General features: G+C 45.8%; 16 protein-coding genes. 6 read left to right on the plus strand and 10 right to left on the minus strand.

What is annotated here, in order from left to right; genetic code table 11:
• Positions 1-223: 223 nt before the first annotated feature.
• Positions 224-1,639, minus strand: a complete 1,416-nt coding sequence (locus G9G54_RS02425; RefSeq protein ID WP_165175847.1) for an MATE family efflux transporter — start codon at positions 1,637-1,639, stop codon at positions 224-226.
• Positions 1,640-1,847: 208 nt separating this feature from the next.
• A complete protein-coding gene (locus G9G54_RS02430) occupies positions 1,848-2,045 on the minus strand; it encodes a cold shock domain-containing protein (protein WP_013309706.1) in 198 nt (65 codons plus the stop codon).
• Between the two features lie 173 nt (positions 2,046-2,218).
• Between G9G54_RS02430 and G9G54_RS02435 the strand changes: the two genes are divergently transcribed.
• From G9G54_RS02435 to G9G54_RS02460, 6 genes are all read left to right on the plus strand, one after another.
• The gene (locus G9G54_RS02435; RefSeq protein ID WP_013309704.1) at positions 2,219-2,452 is read left to right on the plus strand and encodes a hypothetical protein; all 234 of its coding nucleotides are present in this window, start codon (positions 2,219-2,221) and stop codon (positions 2,450-2,452) included.
• A 7-nt stretch (positions 2,453-2,459) separates the two neighbouring features.
• Positions 2,460-2,648 carry a hypothetical protein gene (locus G9G54_RS02440; protein ID WP_025715827.1) on the plus strand — a complete coding sequence of 63 codons (189 nt, stop codon included), beginning with the start codon at positions 2,460-2,462 and terminating at the stop codon, positions 2,646-2,648.
• 199 nt (positions 2,649-2,847) lie between these two features.
• Positions 2,848-4,644: an oligoendopeptidase F gene (gene pepF, locus G9G54_RS02445; protein WP_069291632.1), complete on the plus strand. Its 1,797-nt coding sequence runs from the start codon at positions 2,848-2,850 to the stop codon at positions 4,642-4,644.
• Between the two features lie 56 nt (positions 4,645-4,700).
• Positions 4,701-5,123: a LapA family protein gene (locus G9G54_RS02450; protein ID WP_165175848.1), complete on the plus strand. Its 423-nt coding sequence runs from the start codon at positions 4,701-4,703 to the stop codon at positions 5,121-5,123.
• A gap of 13 nt (positions 5,124-5,136) precedes the next feature.
• The gene (locus G9G54_RS02455) at positions 5,137-6,174 is read left to right on the plus strand and encodes a M42 family metallopeptidase (RefSeq protein ID WP_165175849.1); all 1,038 of its coding nucleotides are present in this window, start codon (positions 5,137-5,139) and stop codon (positions 6,172-6,174) included.
• Positions 6,175-6,247: 73 nt separating this feature from the next.
• Positions 6,248-7,147, plus strand: a complete 900-nt coding sequence (locus tag G9G54_RS02460) for a LysR substrate-binding domain-containing protein (RefSeq protein WP_165175851.1) — start codon at positions 6,248-6,250, stop codon at positions 7,145-7,147.
• A gap of 19 nt (positions 7,148-7,166) precedes the next feature.
• Here G9G54_RS02460 and G9G54_RS02465 read toward each other — a convergent pair whose 3' ends face one another.
• The 8 genes from G9G54_RS02465 to hemG form a co-directional block, all read right to left on the minus strand.
• A complete protein-coding gene (locus G9G54_RS02465) occupies positions 7,167-8,156 on the minus strand; it encodes an aldo/keto reductase family protein (protein WP_165175853.1) in 990 nt (329 codons plus the stop codon).
• 153 nt (positions 8,157-8,309) lie between these two features.
• Positions 8,310-10,259 (minus strand): ABC-F family ATP-binding cassette domain-containing protein, encoded by a 1,950-nt coding sequence (locus G9G54_RS02470; protein WP_165175854.1) that lies wholly within the window; start codon positions 10,257-10,259, stop codon positions 8,310-8,312.
• Between the two features lie 123 nt (positions 10,260-10,382).
• Positions 10,383-10,961: a TetR/AcrR family transcriptional regulator gene (locus tag G9G54_RS02475; protein WP_165175856.1), complete on the minus strand. Its 579-nt coding sequence runs from the start codon at positions 10,959-10,961 to the stop codon at positions 10,383-10,385.
• An 81-nt stretch (positions 10,962-11,042) separates the two neighbouring features.
• Positions 11,043-11,849 carry a DUF92 domain-containing protein gene (locus G9G54_RS02480; protein ID WP_165175857.1) on the minus strand — a complete coding sequence of 269 codons (807 nt, stop codon included), beginning with the start codon at positions 11,847-11,849 and terminating at the stop codon, positions 11,043-11,045.
• Between the two features lie 209 nt (positions 11,850-12,058).
• Positions 12,059-12,682 (minus strand): fumarylacetoacetate hydrolase family protein, encoded by a 624-nt coding sequence (locus G9G54_RS02485; RefSeq protein WP_165176715.1) that lies wholly within the window; start codon positions 12,680-12,682, stop codon positions 12,059-12,061.
• Positions 12,683-12,721: 39 nt separating this feature from the next.
• Positions 12,722-13,492 (minus strand): glycerophosphodiester phosphodiesterase, encoded by a 771-nt coding sequence (locus G9G54_RS02490; protein WP_165175859.1) that lies wholly within the window; start codon positions 13,490-13,492, stop codon positions 12,722-12,724.
• A gap of 82 nt (positions 13,493-13,574) precedes the next feature.
• A complete protein-coding gene (locus tag G9G54_RS02495) occupies positions 13,575-15,053 on the minus strand; it encodes a CapA family protein (protein ID WP_165175860.1) in 1,479 nt (492 codons plus the stop codon).
• 136 nt (positions 15,054-15,189) lie between these two features.
• Entirely contained in the window at positions 15,190-16,635 is a 1,446-nt protein-coding gene (gene hemG, locus G9G54_RS02500) for a protoporphyrinogen oxidase (protein WP_165175862.1), read from the minus strand.
• Positions 16,636-16,637 lie beyond the last annotated feature (2 nt).

A 16,637-nucleotide genomic window follows, 5' to 3' on the forward strand; every position in this document is an offset into this window, starting at 1 on the left:
ACATTGTTGTCTACGTAATTATACCTATCCAAACCATATCCATTATAATATGATCGTCCTTTTAGCACAAATGAACAACCTCACTTTTTTCTTTAAAATTCAAGAAAATGAGCTATTCTTACAAAAAGAATTTTATACCTGTAATGTTTTATTAGTCAAAAATAGGAGTTACACAAAATCTATCCTTATAAGAGTCTAATCGCAAATAGTATAAATGGCCTACCTATCCCTTGTCCTCTGCGGACTTCATGGCTTGGATTCCCTCTCCCATGCTTGCCTGCTTCCATTTCCCGAAAGCATAATAGTAAATGACTGCTACGGCAGAGATAGCAAAACCAACAGGAAAGCTCCACCATACAGCATCTAGACCATACTCATCGACAAATACATAGGCCAAAGGTATACGAATGCCCCATAATGAAATAATGGTAATTAAAAGCGGTATCATGACGGAACCCGTCGATCGAACAACACCTGTAATGACATTGGTAACACCGAATATAACAAAAGACCACAAGGTGATCAGATTAATCCGCATACCCAATTCCAATGCACCCCCCGTAGATGGAAGGAACATGAGCAAGGCCTGATGATTAAACACGTAAATTAATACCACAGCTCCACCAGTCAACACAAAATTATACACAATCCCAATCCAGGTTGTCATGCGCACTCGATCCCAACGTCCGGCTCCGATATTTTGAGCGGCAAAGGAAGATACAGCTGCACCTAACGCCATTGCTGGCATCTGCACATAGCTCGACAAATTATTGGCTGCTGTATAAGCTGCTGCTGCCACTGTCCCGTAGCCGTTAATCAGATTCATTAAAGCAATCGCGCTGGTGGAGACAGCAATCATTTGCAACCCCATCGGCACTCCCTTACGGATTAGGGTCCAAATAATCTTCCAATCAAATCTGAGTAAATGAAGCTCTGAAGATGTAATGCGCAAAAAATATTTTACTCGATATAGGTAAATGAGGATCAAAACAAAGCTGATCCCTTGAGCGATCAGGGTAGCAGTAGCGGAACCTCCAATGCCCATAGCAGGAATCGGTCCCCATCCGAATATTAACAGCGGGTTGAGTAGTACATCCAGTACGACGGAAACGATCAGAAAATAAAATGGTGTTTTGGAATCTCCAGCCCCTCTCATTACAGTCATTATGTAGTTATAGCCGTACAAAAAGGGCATGCCTGCGAAAATAATACGCGTATACGTGATCGCCATATCCACTGATTCGGCAGGTGTATTGAGTACATGAAGAATCCAAGGCGCACTCAAAAATCCGATAATACCTATAGCAAAAGCGAGCACCAGAAAAAAGACTGCACTTGTACCTACTATACGCTTGGTTTCAGCTACGTCTCCTGCTCCGATATTTTGTCCGATCATAATAGTGGCAGCCATGGTAACGCCAAAAATCGAACTGATAAGAAAAAACATTATAATATTTCCGTTGGAAGCGGCAGTCAATGCGGCTTCTCCCAGAAACTTCCCAACCCAGATCGAATTGATCGTTCCATTCAGGGATTGCAGAATGTTTCCGAACAGCATCGGCAAAGAGAACATAAACAGCGTTTTGGCAATAGGACCTTCAATCAGGGAAGGCTTACGACTAGCCTCTGCTGCACTCATTTTCTCAACTCCTTCAATTTGAAATGTCTTCTGCCTAGTTTTATTACGTATAATACCCTATTCCTGCTCAATCTTCTCATATCATAAACGTATTTACGCAAAAAAGCGCAGTCCCTTAAATTAAAGGAACTGCGCTCTCAATTCATAGTTTAACCGTAATATATAAGACATCCGTAGAAACGGAACCATTCTTACAATTCAGTTACACTTACAGTTTGATTACGTTAGCTGCTTGGGGTCCACGGTTACCTTCAGTAATTTCGAATTCAACCGCTTGACCTTCTTCCAAAGTTTTAAAGCCGTCGCCTTGGATTGCGGAGAAATGTACGAATACGTCCTCGCCACCATCCATTTGAATGAAGCCATAACCTTTTTCTGCGTTAAACCATTTAACTGTACCTTTCAAGTGAACAACCTCCTAAAAATACCGCCATCTATGGCGAATATCCATATTATACTTCATGCTTTTTCACAATGCAATTGATGTTTTTCCGGGTTTTTCGGGCTGGAATGATTTGCTTTTGCGGCGGAAACTGCGGTATCATGAACCAAAACATCTATAAAATCGGAGACATGCATATGATGAAAAAACACGAAATATACAAAAAAGACAATTGGAACATGATGACTGTCGAGGTGCAGGGCCGTTACATCGTTCTACGGGAAATATCCGATGATTGGGGCGAGGAAGCCCACACGTTTTTAAGCCGTCCGGCGCTAATGCATTGGGCTCAAAATCGGTTTCCCAAGCAGTCCTTTCAAGATAATGAGGAAGAGTGGCAGCGGATCATGAACGCTTTCAAACAGGTCTAGCCTATTCATGGTGTCCAACAGCTATCTCATCTTCATTATTCTGGCCTTTACGCTGGGCGGAGTGCTGATCATGAAGCGTGATACGATACCGACTCCTCTCAAAAAGTGGATGGCCCTCACTGCTGTAATCATGGTTTGCCTTGCCTTTTATCTCATTGTATACAGCTTATTAAATATAGGTTCCAACCCACAGTAAGGAAAATTATACTTTCGGGCGTAAGAGGTCATACTATGGCATAATAAGCCATGGTATAAGGAGGATCTGCCGTTACATGCATCCTGTAAAACCTCTTGCCCTGCTGCTTACGGTAAGCGTGGCGGTTTCTTCGTTTTGGCATCCGTCCCTTACTGCCGCAGCCCTACCCCACATTACGTTCGATCAGAGGAGGCTCTCCATGAGTGAAATTGTAAAACGCGCTAATGCGCCAGTGGAAAATACATGGAAACTGGAAGATTTGTTTCCCAACCGCAAAGCATGGGATCAAGAATACGAAGAAGTCAAACAACTAGCCAAAAAGGCTGAACAATTCCAAGGCAAGCTCAATTCAGCAGAGTCGATTGGCAGCTGCTTTAAATTGGAAGATGAATTGTCGCTTAAAACCGAGCGTGTATATGTGTACGCACATCTGCATCATGATGAGGATACAGCAGAACCTACATACCAGGGTCTTTCGCAAAAAGCCAAAAAATTAGGCGTTGAGGTTAGCGAGTCTCTTTCTTTCGTGACGCCTGAAATTTTGGCATTGCCGGATCATCAGCTCGATGCCTTCATTGAAGATCCGAAGCTTGCAGATTATCGGTTTACACTTCAAGAAATGAAGCGGGAAAAAGCACATATTCTGGGCAAGACAGAAGAAGCGTTGCTCGCTCAGGTTGGCAATCTGGCTCAAGCCCCGCAAACGATTTTTGGCATGCTCAACAATGCCGATCTGAAGTTTCCAAAAATTAAGGATGAAAACGGCAAAGAGGTTGAGCTGACTCATGGCAGCTACATTCAATTCCTCGAAAGTCCGCATCGCGAAGTTCGCGAACGTGCTTTTAAAGCGGTATATGACACATATGCCAAAAATAAAAATACAATTGCTTCTACACTAAGTGCCAATGTAAACAAAAATATTTTTTATTCTCGTGTTCGCAAATACCCTTCTGTACTGGAAATGTCACTGTACGGTGACAATATTCCGAAGGAAGTGTATACGAATCTCATTGATACCATTCATGAAAGCTTGCCCCTGCTCCATCGCTACATCAAGCTGCGTAAAAAGTTGTTAGGTGTGGATGAGCTCCATATGTATGATTTGTTCGCTCCACTTGTGGACGAATACAAGATGGACATTACGTATGAAGACGCCAAAAAGCAAACAAAGGAAGGCCTTAAGCCACTGGGCGCGGACTATCTGGCTTCGTTGCAAAAAGGCTATGATGAGCGCTGGATTGATGTATACGAAAACGAAAACAAACGTACTGGTGCATACAGTTGGGGAGCTTATGGTACCCACCCATATGTGCTGCTGAACCATAAAGATAACCTGAACAGCATGTTCACACTTGCTCATGAAATGGGGCATGCGTTGCATTCGTACTATTCAGACAACGCATTGAAGTATAGAGATGCACAGTACACCATTTTCCTGGCTGAAGTGGCATCCACAACCAATGAAGCGTTGCTAATGGACTACCTGCTGAACAAATCAACCGATCCGAAAGAGAAAATGTACCTTCTCACCTACTATGCAGATCAATTCCGCACAACGGTATTCCGTCAAACCATGTTTGCGGAATTTGAGAAAATTGTACATGAACGCGCTGAACAGGGAGAATCCCTTACACCGCAGCTTTTATCAGAGATTTACTATGATCTGAATGTGAAATATCACGGGCCTGGTATGAAGGTAGACAAAGACATTGAAATGGAATGGGCACGGATCCCTCATTTTTATAACAGTTTTTACGTCTACAAGTATGCTACTGGCTTCTCGGCAGCAACCAGTTTCTCGAAACAGATTCTGGAGGAAGGCCAGCCAGCCGTTGACCGTTACTTGGGCTTCTTGAAGAGCGGTGGCAGCGATTATTCAATCAATATTTTGAAAAAAGCTGGCGTTGACATGTCCTCTCCGCAGCCGATCCGCGAAGCGATGAGCGTATTCGAAGAAGTCATTACAGAAATGGAAAAGCTAACTGAAGGAAAGTAAAACCGTGCGCACTTAAAATCCAGCATTGAAATGATGCACGGATAAATCCCTTGTCCATGGCGGGCAAGGGATTTTATAATGTAACGGGAGGAGGTGGCATTTTGAAAACACAATGGTCTTTGATCGCAGCTCTTGTTATTGCTTTGTTAACAGCTGTATTTGCTGTTATTAATGTGAATTCGGTTCAAGTGAACCTTCTATTCAGTATGGTTAGCATTCCTTTGATTTTGCTTATTCTTGGTTGCACTCTTCTAGGTGGACTTATTGTCGGTTCTTTCGGTATTTTCCGCCAATATAGGCTTCAGAGAGAGATTAAACGTCTGACTACTCAGCTTCATACACTACAAGAAGAGCACACATCCACGGTGGAAGCAAACGCGGATGTGACCTATAACTCGACGGGTTCTTCCAGCACAGGGTCTACATTCGACCAAGATATAGAGCAACCGTCCTCTAACCCTGATCGGTTGTCCAAATGAGGAGGAGCAACAAATGACGATTCAATTAAATGAAGATTATATGATGAACTTTTTAAATCAGCTACTGAACACACCCAGTCCCAGTGGGTATACACACCATGTGATGGAGCTGATTCGTAAAGAAGCGGAAAGCCTCGGGGTACAAATCGAATGGAATGCAAAAGGCGGTGCCATCTTGACTCTGAAAGGTCAGGAAACGGACCATACGGTGGCGCTGAGCGCACATGTGGATACATTGGGCGCAATGGTGCGTTCCATTACAGCACAAGGCACCCTACGTCTGACATCCGTCGGCGGCTTCATGATGAACAGCATTGAGAACGAATACTGCCTTATTCATACCCGAAGCGGACAAACGTATACAGGCACTATTCTGTCCAGCCATCCATCCGTGCACGTCTATGATGATGCACGGAGCTTTGAGCGCAAAGAGAGCCATATGGAGGTACGGATTGACGAGCTTGTCGGGTCAAAAGAAGACGTGCTTCAGCTCGGTATTGCGGTGGGCGATTTTATTTCGTTCGATGCGCGTCCAGTCGTAACACCCAGTGGATTTATCAAGTCACGCCATCTGGATGATAAAGCTAGTGTAGCTGCACTGTTTGGTTTACTGGAATCTGCTGTACATGGAAACTGGAAGCCTCGATATACCGTTAAATTGCTCATTTCCAATTACGAGGAAGTGGGGCACGGAGCAGCTTACATACCTGAAGAAATCAGTGAGATGATAGCTGTCGACATGGGCTGTATGGGTGAAGATCTGAGCTGCAAGGAAACGGATGTTTCTATCTGTGCCAAGGATTCCTCCGGACCTTATGACTATACTATGACGACCCGTCTGATTGAGCTGGCCAAAGAGCTGAATATTCCGTATGCGGTAGATATTTATCCGCACTACGGTTCAGACGCTTCGGCTGCACTAAGAGCCGGTAATAACATCCGTGCTGCGTTGATCGGCCCTGGCGTACACGCCTCCCATGCCATGGAGCGCACGCACAAGCAGGCCGTGGTGAACACTGCACGTCTGCTTGCAGCTTATGTGATGGTTTAATTCGAACGATAAAAACCGACCTGTTCCACTGGAGAATAGGTCGGTGAAGGCTTAGTGAAAGGAAATCACAGCTATGGATCTGAAAAAACTACGTTACTTTATCGCAGTAGCGGAAGAACTGCATTTTAACCGTGCTGCGAAAAAACTGAATATTACCCAACCTCCCTTGAGCCAACAAATTCAAAGCCTTGAAGAAGAACTTGGCGTGAAGCTTTTGGAACGAACCAAGAGGCAAGTTCGACTTACATCAGCAGGAGCGATATTTTTAGAAGAATCCAGAAACGTGGTTGCTCAATTGGAAAGATCCATCAAGATCACACAGCTTGCAAGTCAGGGGAAATTCAGACAATTATCCATCGCTTTTGTAGATTCAGCCTCTGGCAGTCTGATGGTTAATGCCTTGAAGAAATTCCGAGAGCGTTTTCCAGATGTGAAGCTTACGTTATTTGAAATGACATCTGTCCAACAACTGAAAGCTATACACGATGGCAAAGTTCACGTGGGCTTCCTGCGCTGTGCAGATCCATCTATACATATCAATTCTCGTCTTTACACCAACGAATCACTCATGGCCGTTCTTCCTCAAACACATCCGTTAGCCCACCATTCAACCTTGTCTTTACGTTCTTTAGCGGACGAATCTTTTATCCTGTCTCCGCCTCATATGGGAGCTTCTTTTCATAACCTCATACTGGACTTTTGCGGACAACACGGATTTCAGCCTCAAATCGTACAGGAAGCCGTTCAAATGTATACGATCGTTAACTTGGTAGCGGCCGGTATAGGTATCTCCATTGTCCCCTCTTCCGTTTCTGTCTTTCAACGCAGTGATGTCGTATTTCGTTCCTTTCAAGAAGAGTCTCCGTCCATCCCACTTTATGCTGCATGGAAAACAGGTACACACGAAACTGTTCTGACTCATTTTCTGGAAGTGGTTGAAGAAACAGCTTGTAACGAGGAGTTAGACATGTAAATCTCCTTGATCGTATATCTTAACCTGTTTTTCTCGGATCATGTTCAACAATACCATTTAAAATGCTATCCAATTGTCTCATGACCTGCTCATCTAGACGGACACCCGCCGCTTTTACGTTCTCTTTAACCTGCTCGGGCTTGGAAGCACCGATAATAGCTGAGGACACTTGCGGGTTTTGTAAAACCCATGCGACTGCAAGCTGGGGTAGCGTCAGTCCGCATTCTTCTGCAATCGGCTGAATTTTCTTTACTGCCAAAAGGACTTCTTTACCTAACCATTGTCCAGCCAAACGTTCGAAAAATGATGACCCTGCTGTCGTAGAAGCTCTTGATCCCTCGGGTAACGGCTTGTCTGCTGCATATTTACCAGAAAGAATACCTTGTGCCAGAGGTGACCAAACCACCTGCCCAATCCCTTCCTGCTCACAAGCGGGAATCACTTCAGATTCAATGACACGCCACAGCATGGAATATTGGGGCTGACTTGCCACGAAAGGGACCTTTAATTCCTTAGCCAGAACGGCTCCTTGCTTTATCTGCTCTGCTGTCCACTCGCTTACTCCTACATACAAAACCTTCCCTTGCCGCACCAAGTCGGATAAGGCCAAAAAAGTTTCTTCAAGCGATACGGTTGGATCAAAACGGTGTGCATAATATACATCAATATAATCCGTTTGCAGGCGTCGAAGAGAAGCATGACAGGCCTCCATGATATGTTTGCGAGACAGCCCTTTATCATTCTGTCCGGTACCTGTGGGATGAAAAACCTTAGTACATAATTCAATACTTTCACGGCGTATTCCCTTTAAAGAATGACCTAAAACCGTTTCCGCCATGGTATCCGAATACACATCAGCAGTATCAAACGTGGTAATCCCTGAGTCTAGTGCAGCGTTTACACAGGCTTGCGCTATAGTATCATCCACTTGAGCACCGTGGGTAATCCAGTTTCCCAATGCGATCTCACTTACCATTAATCCACTTTTTCCAAGTTTACGATATTCCATTTTCAATTCCTCCCTCCCATATGCAATCCATTATACCCACCGTAATTTAATATTAGAAATATATAATTCACGCACTTTTAATATGAAAAACATATTAATAATTCGATAAAAAAAGCAAGCCTCCACTCTGAATGGTGACTTGCTTCTGTATTTTTAAGATTTACTTTGTTCAATCTGCTCGGCCAGCTCATTCAGGTAGGTCCAGCGTTCCATTTGGTGCTCCAGATGCTGTTCGGCCTTCACTTGCTCAGCCATGAGCTCCTGTAGTCGTGCTGAATCACTGAAAGACTCTTCCATCTGTCGCTGAATGTCGGCCAACTTCTGTTCGGCTTGTTCAATCAGCTCATCAATTTGCTCATATTCCCGCTGTTCCTTGAAGGTGAATTTGAGCTTGGTTTTACTTGTCTCCTTGACTGAATCAGAAGGACCCGCAGACTTAGGCGCGGAAGAGCGATTCGAGGAAGCCGTACTCGTCGAGACAGACGTATTCACAGAAGATTGAGCATTTTTACTGATCCATTCTGCATACTCGCTATAGTCCCCTACATGTACTCGTACCTGTCCATCCCCTTCAAACGCCAGTATTTTGTCCACTGTCCGATCCAGGAAATAGCGATCATGAGAAACAATAAAAACCACGCCTGGGAATTCATCCAGATAATCTTCCAAAACGGAAAGGGTCTGAATATCCAGATCATTTGTTGGTTCATCCAGCAATAGCACATTCGGTGCCGACATCAGAACACGAAGCAGATACAAGCGCCGTTTTTCGCCTCCAGACAGCCTGGAAATAACCGTCCATTGCGCGCTTGGTGCGAACAGGAAACGTTCCAGCATTTGTGCAGCTGTAATCGTCGAACCGTCTGCTGTACGAATCACTTCGGCTTCTTCCTTAATATATTCAATGACACGTAATGATTCGTTCATTTCCTGATGTTCCTGAGTAAAATAGCCAAGCTTCACCGTCGGTCCCAGCACAACGTTGCCGGAATCCGGTTCTATATGCTGCGCAATCATTTGGAGCAGAGTGGATTTCCCACTACCGTTAGGACCTAGGATACCAACACGATCACCAGGAACCGCAATGTAGCTCAAATCCTGTATCAGCTTACGAGAATCTACCGATTTGGACAGATGCTCGATCTCCAATATCTTTTTACCCAGACGTGTGGAGGCGACGGACATATCTACAGATCCAGAACGAGCTTCCGGTTGCTGATCCCTAAGCTGCTCATATCGGTCAATACGCGCTTTCTGCTTGGTGGAACGAGCCTTTGCTCCACGGCGAATCCATGCCAGTTCATTACGCAGCAGGTTCTTCCTTTTTTGTTCCGTAGACGCTTCCCGCTCCTCACGTTCTGCCTTCAGCTCCAGAAAACGGGTATAGTTAGCCTCATAACGGAAAAGGCGGCCATGATCCAGCTCCAACATGACATTTGCAACTCTATCCAGAAAATAGCGATCATGCGTGATCATTAACAACGCACCACGTCTTTTTTGCAAATATTGCTCCAACCATTCAACCGACTCATTATCAATATGGTTTGTAGGCTCGTCTAGAATGAGCAACTCGCAGGGTTGGATCAAAGCCGCTGCCAAAGCCACCCGCTTGCGCTGTCCGCCGGATAGAACGCCCATACGAGACTCAAACTGGGTGATCCCCAGTCGGGTAAGTATATTTTTGGCCTCACTCTCGAGCTGCCATGCCTGGAACGTATCCATTTGCTGACTTGCTCGCAATAGATGGTTTTGAAGCTCCTCGCTACCCGGGTTTAACTCCAACGACTCCATGGTTTCCGTATATTCACGGACCGCTTTCATCTCAGGCTGGTTGCCATGAAAAATATGCTGGAGTACCTTCATTTCGGGATCAAACTCCGGATTTTGTGCTAGATACTGAATTCGCACATCGTTGTTCACTGCAATATTGCCATCATCTGGCGGCTCTAATCCGGAAATTACCCGTAAAAACGTTGATTTACCGGTGCCATTTACACCGACGACCCCTATTTTGTCACGTTCATCCATACCAAAGGAAGCATCCTCGAACAACATTTTCTCGCCATAGCTTTTCGTTATATGTTCAACGGTCATAATATTCATACGGATTCCCTACTCTTCCCCAATTTTGTGATGCATCCTGTTTATTTTAACACAGACACAGCCAATGATTAAAAAAACCGTTACCTGAACGAAGTCAGTACGGTTTTTTAGCAACAAGATGTGTCAGGATTTTTCTATTCCGGCTTTACAGCCATGCATAAATAAGTTCGCCACTAATTCAGCCGTCTGATCCACGTCACATTCGCGGAAATCTTGATTCAATAAAATATCCATTTTTAGGCGTTCCAACATACCAATGAATGCCTTCGCATGAAACTCAGACTGCTGTACACCCTCTGACGACAGTTTATTTTTGACCAAATCAGTATAGTCCTGAATAAATCCCCGCATAAACTCCATTAGATCGGGATCACTGTTGGGGGTCATAAAAAATAATTTAGTATGCTGCTTACGCTTGTAATAGTAGTGCAGATGCAAATTCGCCATCCGCAGCAGTCCTTCTCCCAAAGTACGATTAATTAATGCACCTTGCATTTCGGCTAGGTATTGCTCACAATCTCTACGTGTGACTGCTGTAAATAGCTGCTCTTTGCTTTTAAAGTACAAGTATACTGTGCCTTTGGCAACTCCCGCTTGTTCTGCAATCTCGGAAATTTTGCTTTCATAGAAGCCTTTGGTGCCAAAGACGGCGTAAGCTGCGTCCAAAATAGCTTCATATTTATCTCCGTGGATATCGCCCATCTTAGCACCTCCTTATACAAGGATTGAACACGGTCAATTCTTATAACAGTTAATTCCTTGTAACGATCTCCAACCCTGTGTTCAGAGTATAAAAAAAATACCTGCAAGAGCGACCAATCCTCCGAAAATAGAACTAATACTATTCACCCGATCATTGCTCATCCAACGCCAGCCTCGTACATAGACCGTCGTTTGTCCACAATGTGAGTCTACTTCTACTTCTCGTCCGCAAACCGTGCAGGAACGCATCATTTGCACTGTAGCACCTAGATAGGAATCAGCAAAGGCCCCGGCGCTACCGGATATACCTCCAACCAGTGCCCACAGCCATAACGGCAAGCTCGGGGTTCCTATGACGTGTCCAAAGCCCCATGCACCTATGCCGATCAGTACACCCCCAGCCAAGGCCGCAGCCGTTCCCAATACAGAGACTCCTCCTGAGGTTCCGGGTGCTAGCACCTTCCCGTTAAGCACCGAACGGGGTGGCCTACGACTCAGGCTGCCAAATTCCGTTGCCCACGTATCGGATGTGACCGTAGCCATGACACCGACAAAAGCCAGCTGCCACGTAACATGGGGCCATATCGCATAACACAGGCATAACAGCATACCTAATCCACCATTGGCCCATACTTGGCCTGCATCCCGGTTTCCGGTTTTGGCATACGATTTTTCCAGTTCAGCCTTGCGCTCCTTTTTGAACCTCGACAGAAGGGTCGACGTGATAAAGAACAAGAGCAATGTGCCGAACCAGAACAGGTTACCCGCCCCATAATATACAGTTCCCATCAGTACAGCCGCGGCAAAGCCAGATAAGGTTAAGGATTTTTTATAAAATGCAGCTCCGGCCACCACAGCAGCACAAAGCAATCCGATGATCCAGTCCATGATATACCTCCGCTTTTGAAATGAATCTCCGTTTTTCTTTTTCGTTCTCTATATTATTGTACAACGCTCTACGCTTATATAAAAGCCGTGTCCCATGCTTTGGCACAGGACACGGCCTTCACGATGCTTATAGACGGGAATCGCTCTTTACTTCCCAACCACCAAGAACATTCCCTTTTTAATCCTCTTCATAGATGCCGTTCACAAATTTATGCGATGGTGAAGCTTCCCTGACGATCACTCCCCCAGAAGAGTTCAAAGCGATCCCCGCTTGTTGTAGGCCCAACACCTGCCGGAGTACCTGTGAAAATAATATCACCCTCACCCAGCCCATAATGAGTCGCTATATATTCAACGATATGCTGGATAGAAAAAATCATATTCTTAACATGTCCACGTTGCACTTCCTGTCCATTTTTGAGCAAGGAAAAATCCTGCTGCTCCAGCATGTCCAATTTTTCTAAAGGCAGGAATGGTGTCACGGGAGCAGACGATTTGAAGCCTTTGGCGGCGGTCCATGGATGGCCTTTTTTCTTGAGAACACTTTGTACATCACGCAGGGTAAAATCAATGCCGAACGCAAATGCGTTCAGACATGTATCTGCGGACATGCCTGGTTCGTATTTACGTCCTACAGCCACAACCAGCTCAGTCTCAAAATGAATATCTCCTTGCCCCTGAGGAAGCTCCAGCGTGGCGCCATCCAGCGGCACGACTGCATGAGACGGCTTCAAAAATATCATCGGTTCTGCGGGAACCTCATTACCCAGCTCCTCCGCATGCAGCTTATAATTGCGTCCGACACAGTAAACATTACGAATATCCACGTTCATCACGATCCGTCACCCTTCCCGCGTATGTAGTTCAATTGATTAACGAATAAGTTTACGTATATAGTGCCATATTCGGTGCTTGGAAAGCAAAAAAACCTGCTCCCAGCGATCCGGCCAATTGGTGCAAATCATCAATTCAGGATGCAATGAGGACAATCTCCGCATTATGCGGCGGTCATCCACCGTCCACGCCATAACAGTAATACCGCGTCCGGTGAGATCTTTCATCAGGTTTCGATCCAAACGCGGATAGCCCATGGATAAAAAAGTGCATTGTAGCTGCTCCAGTTGCATTGCCAAATCATCTGGACGCGCATCGATAATCAATCCGGTACGGATCTCAGGAGACAGCTCCTTAGCCCGGCGTAATGCGGCACGCTCAAAAGAAGTTAATACCACCTCTCCCTGCATCCCTCTCACCACAATTTCACGGAGTACGGCTTTCTCCAGTCCTGGATACATATCTCCCGCTGTTTTAATCTCAATATTGAGCGATACGCGGCCACGACATAAATCCAGTACCTGTGCGAGGGAGGGGATCTTTTCTCCACGGTATTCTGCACTTTTCCAGCTACCAGCATCAAGTTGTTGCAATGCTTTCCAGTCCGAATCCTTTACTCGCCCTGTACCATTCGTCGTTCGCTCCAGCGTAAAATCATGAATTACCACCGGAACACCGTCCTTTGACAGCTGTACATCCAGCTCAACCCAGTGTACAAACGGCTGCTCCAACGCAAGCTGAAAGGCAGCCATCGTGTTCTCGGGAGCAATCCCCGAAAAACCGCGGTGAGCCACGCACAAATGATTCATCTTGTTATGACCTCCATCCACAAAGGAGTTCCTCATACGATCGTTCCGTCAATTCCCATATAAAAAATTTCTTTTCGAACTTCTATTGAGCGCTTACTGTACCATCCGTCCCTATCGAGACATTTCCCGGTGACAGTGCCGCCACTCTCTGCAAAATTTTGCTGGCCTCCGTATCCTTCAATGGGATCGGTTGACCTAGCTCCGCCCGGTAAGGGGTCAGTTTCATTTCGCAAGCCCCTTTTCGGGTACAGGTTGCCTGAAATATCGCTGTATCCCAAGTGGCCGGCACCGTTGATTTAGAAAAAATAAAATTGCCTGTGCTGTATGCAATCCATTTACCTTTATATTGTTCCATCCCTTGAAGCACATGTGGATGACCGCCAATGACAAGATCAGCTCCAGCATCAATAAAAGCGTGCGATAACTCGGTTTGATGAGGCTCAAGTGCAGTAGCGCGCTCCTTCCCCCAATGGGCAATGACGATCACCAGATCAGCCTGCATTCGTGCCTCACGGATGGACTTTACGATAGCGGTCGAATCATAGGCTCCTGCTACACCAGGCAGTTTGGCGCCCGCATTCCAGTTGGCTTCAGGCATGACACGTGTAGCCCCCAACAACGCAATTTTGATCCCTTTACGTTCAAAATAATGTGGCGCATACGCTTCTTTTGCATTACGTCCGGCTCCAGCATGGGCAATACCTTTTTCATCCAGATATTTCAGTGTATCCAGTAATCCGCCTGTGCCCTGATCCAAAATGTGATTGTTGGCCAAATTGACTGCGTCTATCCCTGCCGCAGCCAACGCAGTTAACGCCTTGGGCGAAGATTTATACACATACGTTTTATTTAACGCACCCACACCATTCGTTGTCACGGGCGTTTCCAGATTGGCCATCGTCAGATCGTCTTTATGAAACAAGTTTCCGAGATATTGATATGGAAAATCAAACCCATTCTGCTCCAATCGCTGCTCAACTTTACCGGAAAATTGCACATCCCCTACAAAGTGAAGCGTGACTGTCGGAGAATCTGCATCGTCTGTTTTTGATTTTTTTACATCCTCCGTTCCTCCCTTATCGGCGGATGGATTACCGTCGTATACATCCTTGGACATATCGTTCCCTGCCTGCCCGTCTTTCCCCGAGGATAATTTTGCTCCTGAAGAGCTGCCTTCGGGAGCATTTGTGTCAGACGTTGTCGCGGGACGATGGCTTGTGTCTGAAGCAGCAGATTGCTTCGTTTCATTGTCAGCAAATTGCTTATCTGCATGGGGGCCTTCGTCCAGCTGTTTATTTGACAAGGCTGTATCATTTTCACTGACCGAGGGAGTAGACCTCTCTTCACTAGCAGATCCCGTTTGGATTTTCTTCTCCGTTTGCGAATACCCGCCATTTTCCGCAAGAGAGCCACTGTTGTCGTGTTCAAGTATGTAATAATAACCGAAAAGACCTACGATCATAAGCAGTAGTACCAGATTCGTAAAGATCCAAGCCTTGCCTATTTTTGGTTTTCTTGCTTTCTTGCGACCTTCATTTCGCTGTGATCTGGGAGGGTACATTCTTCACTCCTTCTATGCTATTGCATTTGCATAACTTCTTTATTAGCTGGCGAATTTACACCTTCTCCATTATATATCAAATTTCAATATAAATAGAACCCCTCGCCTGGATCGCGAAGGGTTCATCATTGAACATTTACACCTGTACCTTGACCGCTTCCTGCTGTGTCGTTTGGACGGCATGGGAGGCCCATTCCTTAGCCTGACGGATGCAATCCGGTAAACCAATCGCATCATAGCCAGCGCCCAAAACATACACTCCTGGCATGGCAGTGCGTAACTCTTCCCGCAAATCAGCTATAGCCTGCGGGTGCCCTACCGGATATTGAGGCATGGAATTGCGAAGACGTGTAATTTCCGTGAACAGCGGAGTTGCTGTAACTCCCATCATATCTTTCAAATCCTTACGTACCAGTGCAATCAACTCATCATCCGGTAACTCTACAGTGTCTTCAGCCCCTGCTCGCCCTACATAACAGCGCAACAACACCTTATCATCCGGGCTAGTATGTAGCCACTTGGCAGACGTCCATGTACAAGCGGTCACGCTGCGTCCTTCTTTGCGAGGTACCAGAAAACCAGAACCGTCAAAGACATTCTCAATATCTGTTTTATCGAAGGCCATGACCACGTTTGCTACGGAGACGTAATTAACGGCTTCCAGTGCAGCCACATTGACATGATCTCGCAATAGCGGCGCAGCAGCAAAGTTGGGAGTCGTTACAAAAATATCATCTGCCTCCAGCGTCTCTCCATTGTCCAGCATAACTCGATATGGGCTGTCTTCACTTTCCGTTGTCTTTGTGAATTCTGTAACAGCAATTCCGGTGCGTAAATCACAGTCGTACAAATCATTCAGCAACGCATGCACCAAACTTTGCAAGCCTTGACGGAAGGTCAGAAAGACGCTTTTTTTCGTACCCGTATGTGTTTCAGCTGGTTTTCGACCTGTCATCATCCCGTGAATGAGACTTCCGTATTGCTGCTCTACCTCAGCAAATTGTGGGAAGGTCGCCTGCAAACTTAGCGTCTTCATGTTGGCAGCATAAATCCCCGCCAACAGTGGCTCGGTTACATTCTCTAGCACTTCTTTGCCCAGTCGGCGTTCAATAAAATCACCCAACGCCTCATCTCCCGGTACACGGCGAGGCGGAAGGACAAAATCCATCATAGCCCGCATTTTCCCGCCTAAAGAGATCAATCCACTGCGCAAAAAGGGTTTCAGCTCCGTTGGAATCCCCAGCACCAGGCCAGGAGGCATCGGATGAAGCTGTCCTTCATGCAAAATGTATGTCTTTTTAGCCTCAGGATTTGTGCTCACTAGCTCATGATCCAGCTCCAGCTCTTTTGCTAGGTCTATCATGGCCGTTTTACGGGCCAGAAAAGAATCTGGTCCCTTTTCAATTACAAAACCATCTTTATGCAGCGTTTCAATCTTCCCGCCCAGCACGGAAGCTTTCTCCACCAGCGTGATTCGAGGTGTGTAGCCAGCTTCTTTGTACATTTTTCGTGTATAAAAAGCAGTGCTAAGCCCGGTCAAGCCTCCGCCTACAATTACAATATTACGTAACTTTTGCTCCATTA

Source organism: Paenibacillus sp. EKM212P, assembly GCF_011066115.1.
GTDB lineage: Bacteria > Bacillota > Bacilli > Paenibacillales > Paenibacillaceae > Paenibacillus > Paenibacillus polymyxa_B.

Excerpts from the sequence above, each read along its gene's own strand:
- G9G54_RS02465 (WP_165175853.1), bottom strand. The coding sequence starts at position 8,156 with ATGGAATATCGTAAACTTGGAAAAAGTGGATTAATGGTAAGTGAGATC.
- G9G54_RS02435 (WP_013309704.1), top strand. The coding sequence starts at position 2,219 with ATGATGAAAAAACACGAAATATACAAAAAAGACAATTGGAACATGATG.
- G9G54_RS02425 (WP_165175847.1), bottom strand. The coding sequence starts at position 1,639 with ATGAGTGCAGCAGAGGCTAGTCGTAAGCCTTCCCTGATTGAAGGTCCT.
- G9G54_RS02455 (WP_165175849.1), top strand. The coding sequence starts at position 5,137 with ATGACGATTCAATTAAATGAAGATTATATGATGAACTTTTTAAATCAG.
- G9G54_RS02495 (WP_165175860.1), bottom strand. The coding sequence starts at position 15,053 with ATGTACCCTCCCAGATCACAGCGAAATGAAGGTCGCAAGAAAGCAAGA.
- G9G54_RS02440 (WP_025715827.1), top strand. The coding sequence starts at position 2,460 with ATGGTGTCCAACAGCTATCTCATCTTCATTATTCTGGCCTTTACGCTG.
- G9G54_RS02470 (WP_165175854.1), bottom strand. The coding sequence starts at position 10,259 with ATGAATATTATGACCGTTGAACATATAACGAAAAGCTATGGCGAGAAA.
- pepF (WP_069291632.1), top strand. The coding sequence starts at position 2,848 with ATGAGTGAAATTGTAAAACGCGCTAATGCGCCAGTGGAAAATACATGG.
- G9G54_RS02460 (WP_165175851.1), top strand. The coding sequence starts at position 6,248 with ATGGATCTGAAAAAACTACGTTACTTTATCGCAGTAGCGGAAGAACTG.
- G9G54_RS02475 (WP_165175856.1), bottom strand. The coding sequence starts at position 10,961 with ATGGGCGATATCCACGGAGATAAATATGAAGCTATTTTGGACGCAGCT.
- G9G54_RS02480 (WP_165175857.1), bottom strand. The coding sequence starts at position 11,849 with ATGGACTGGATCATCGGATTGCTTTGTGCTGCTGTGGTGGCCGGAGCT.
- hemG (WP_165175862.1), bottom strand. The coding sequence starts at position 16,635 with ATGGAGCAAAAGTTACGTAATATTGTAATTGTAGGCGGAGGCTTGACC.
- G9G54_RS02490 (WP_165175859.1), bottom strand. The coding sequence starts at position 13,492 with ATGAATCATTTGTGCGTGGCTCACCGCGGTTTTTCGGGGATTGCTCCC.
- G9G54_RS02450 (WP_165175848.1), top strand. The coding sequence starts at position 4,701 with ATGGCGGGCAAGGGATTTTATAATGTAACGGGAGGAGGTGGCATTTTG.
- G9G54_RS02485 (WP_165176715.1), bottom strand. The coding sequence starts at position 12,682 with ATGAACGTGGATATTCGTAATGTTTACTGTGTCGGACGCAATTATAAG.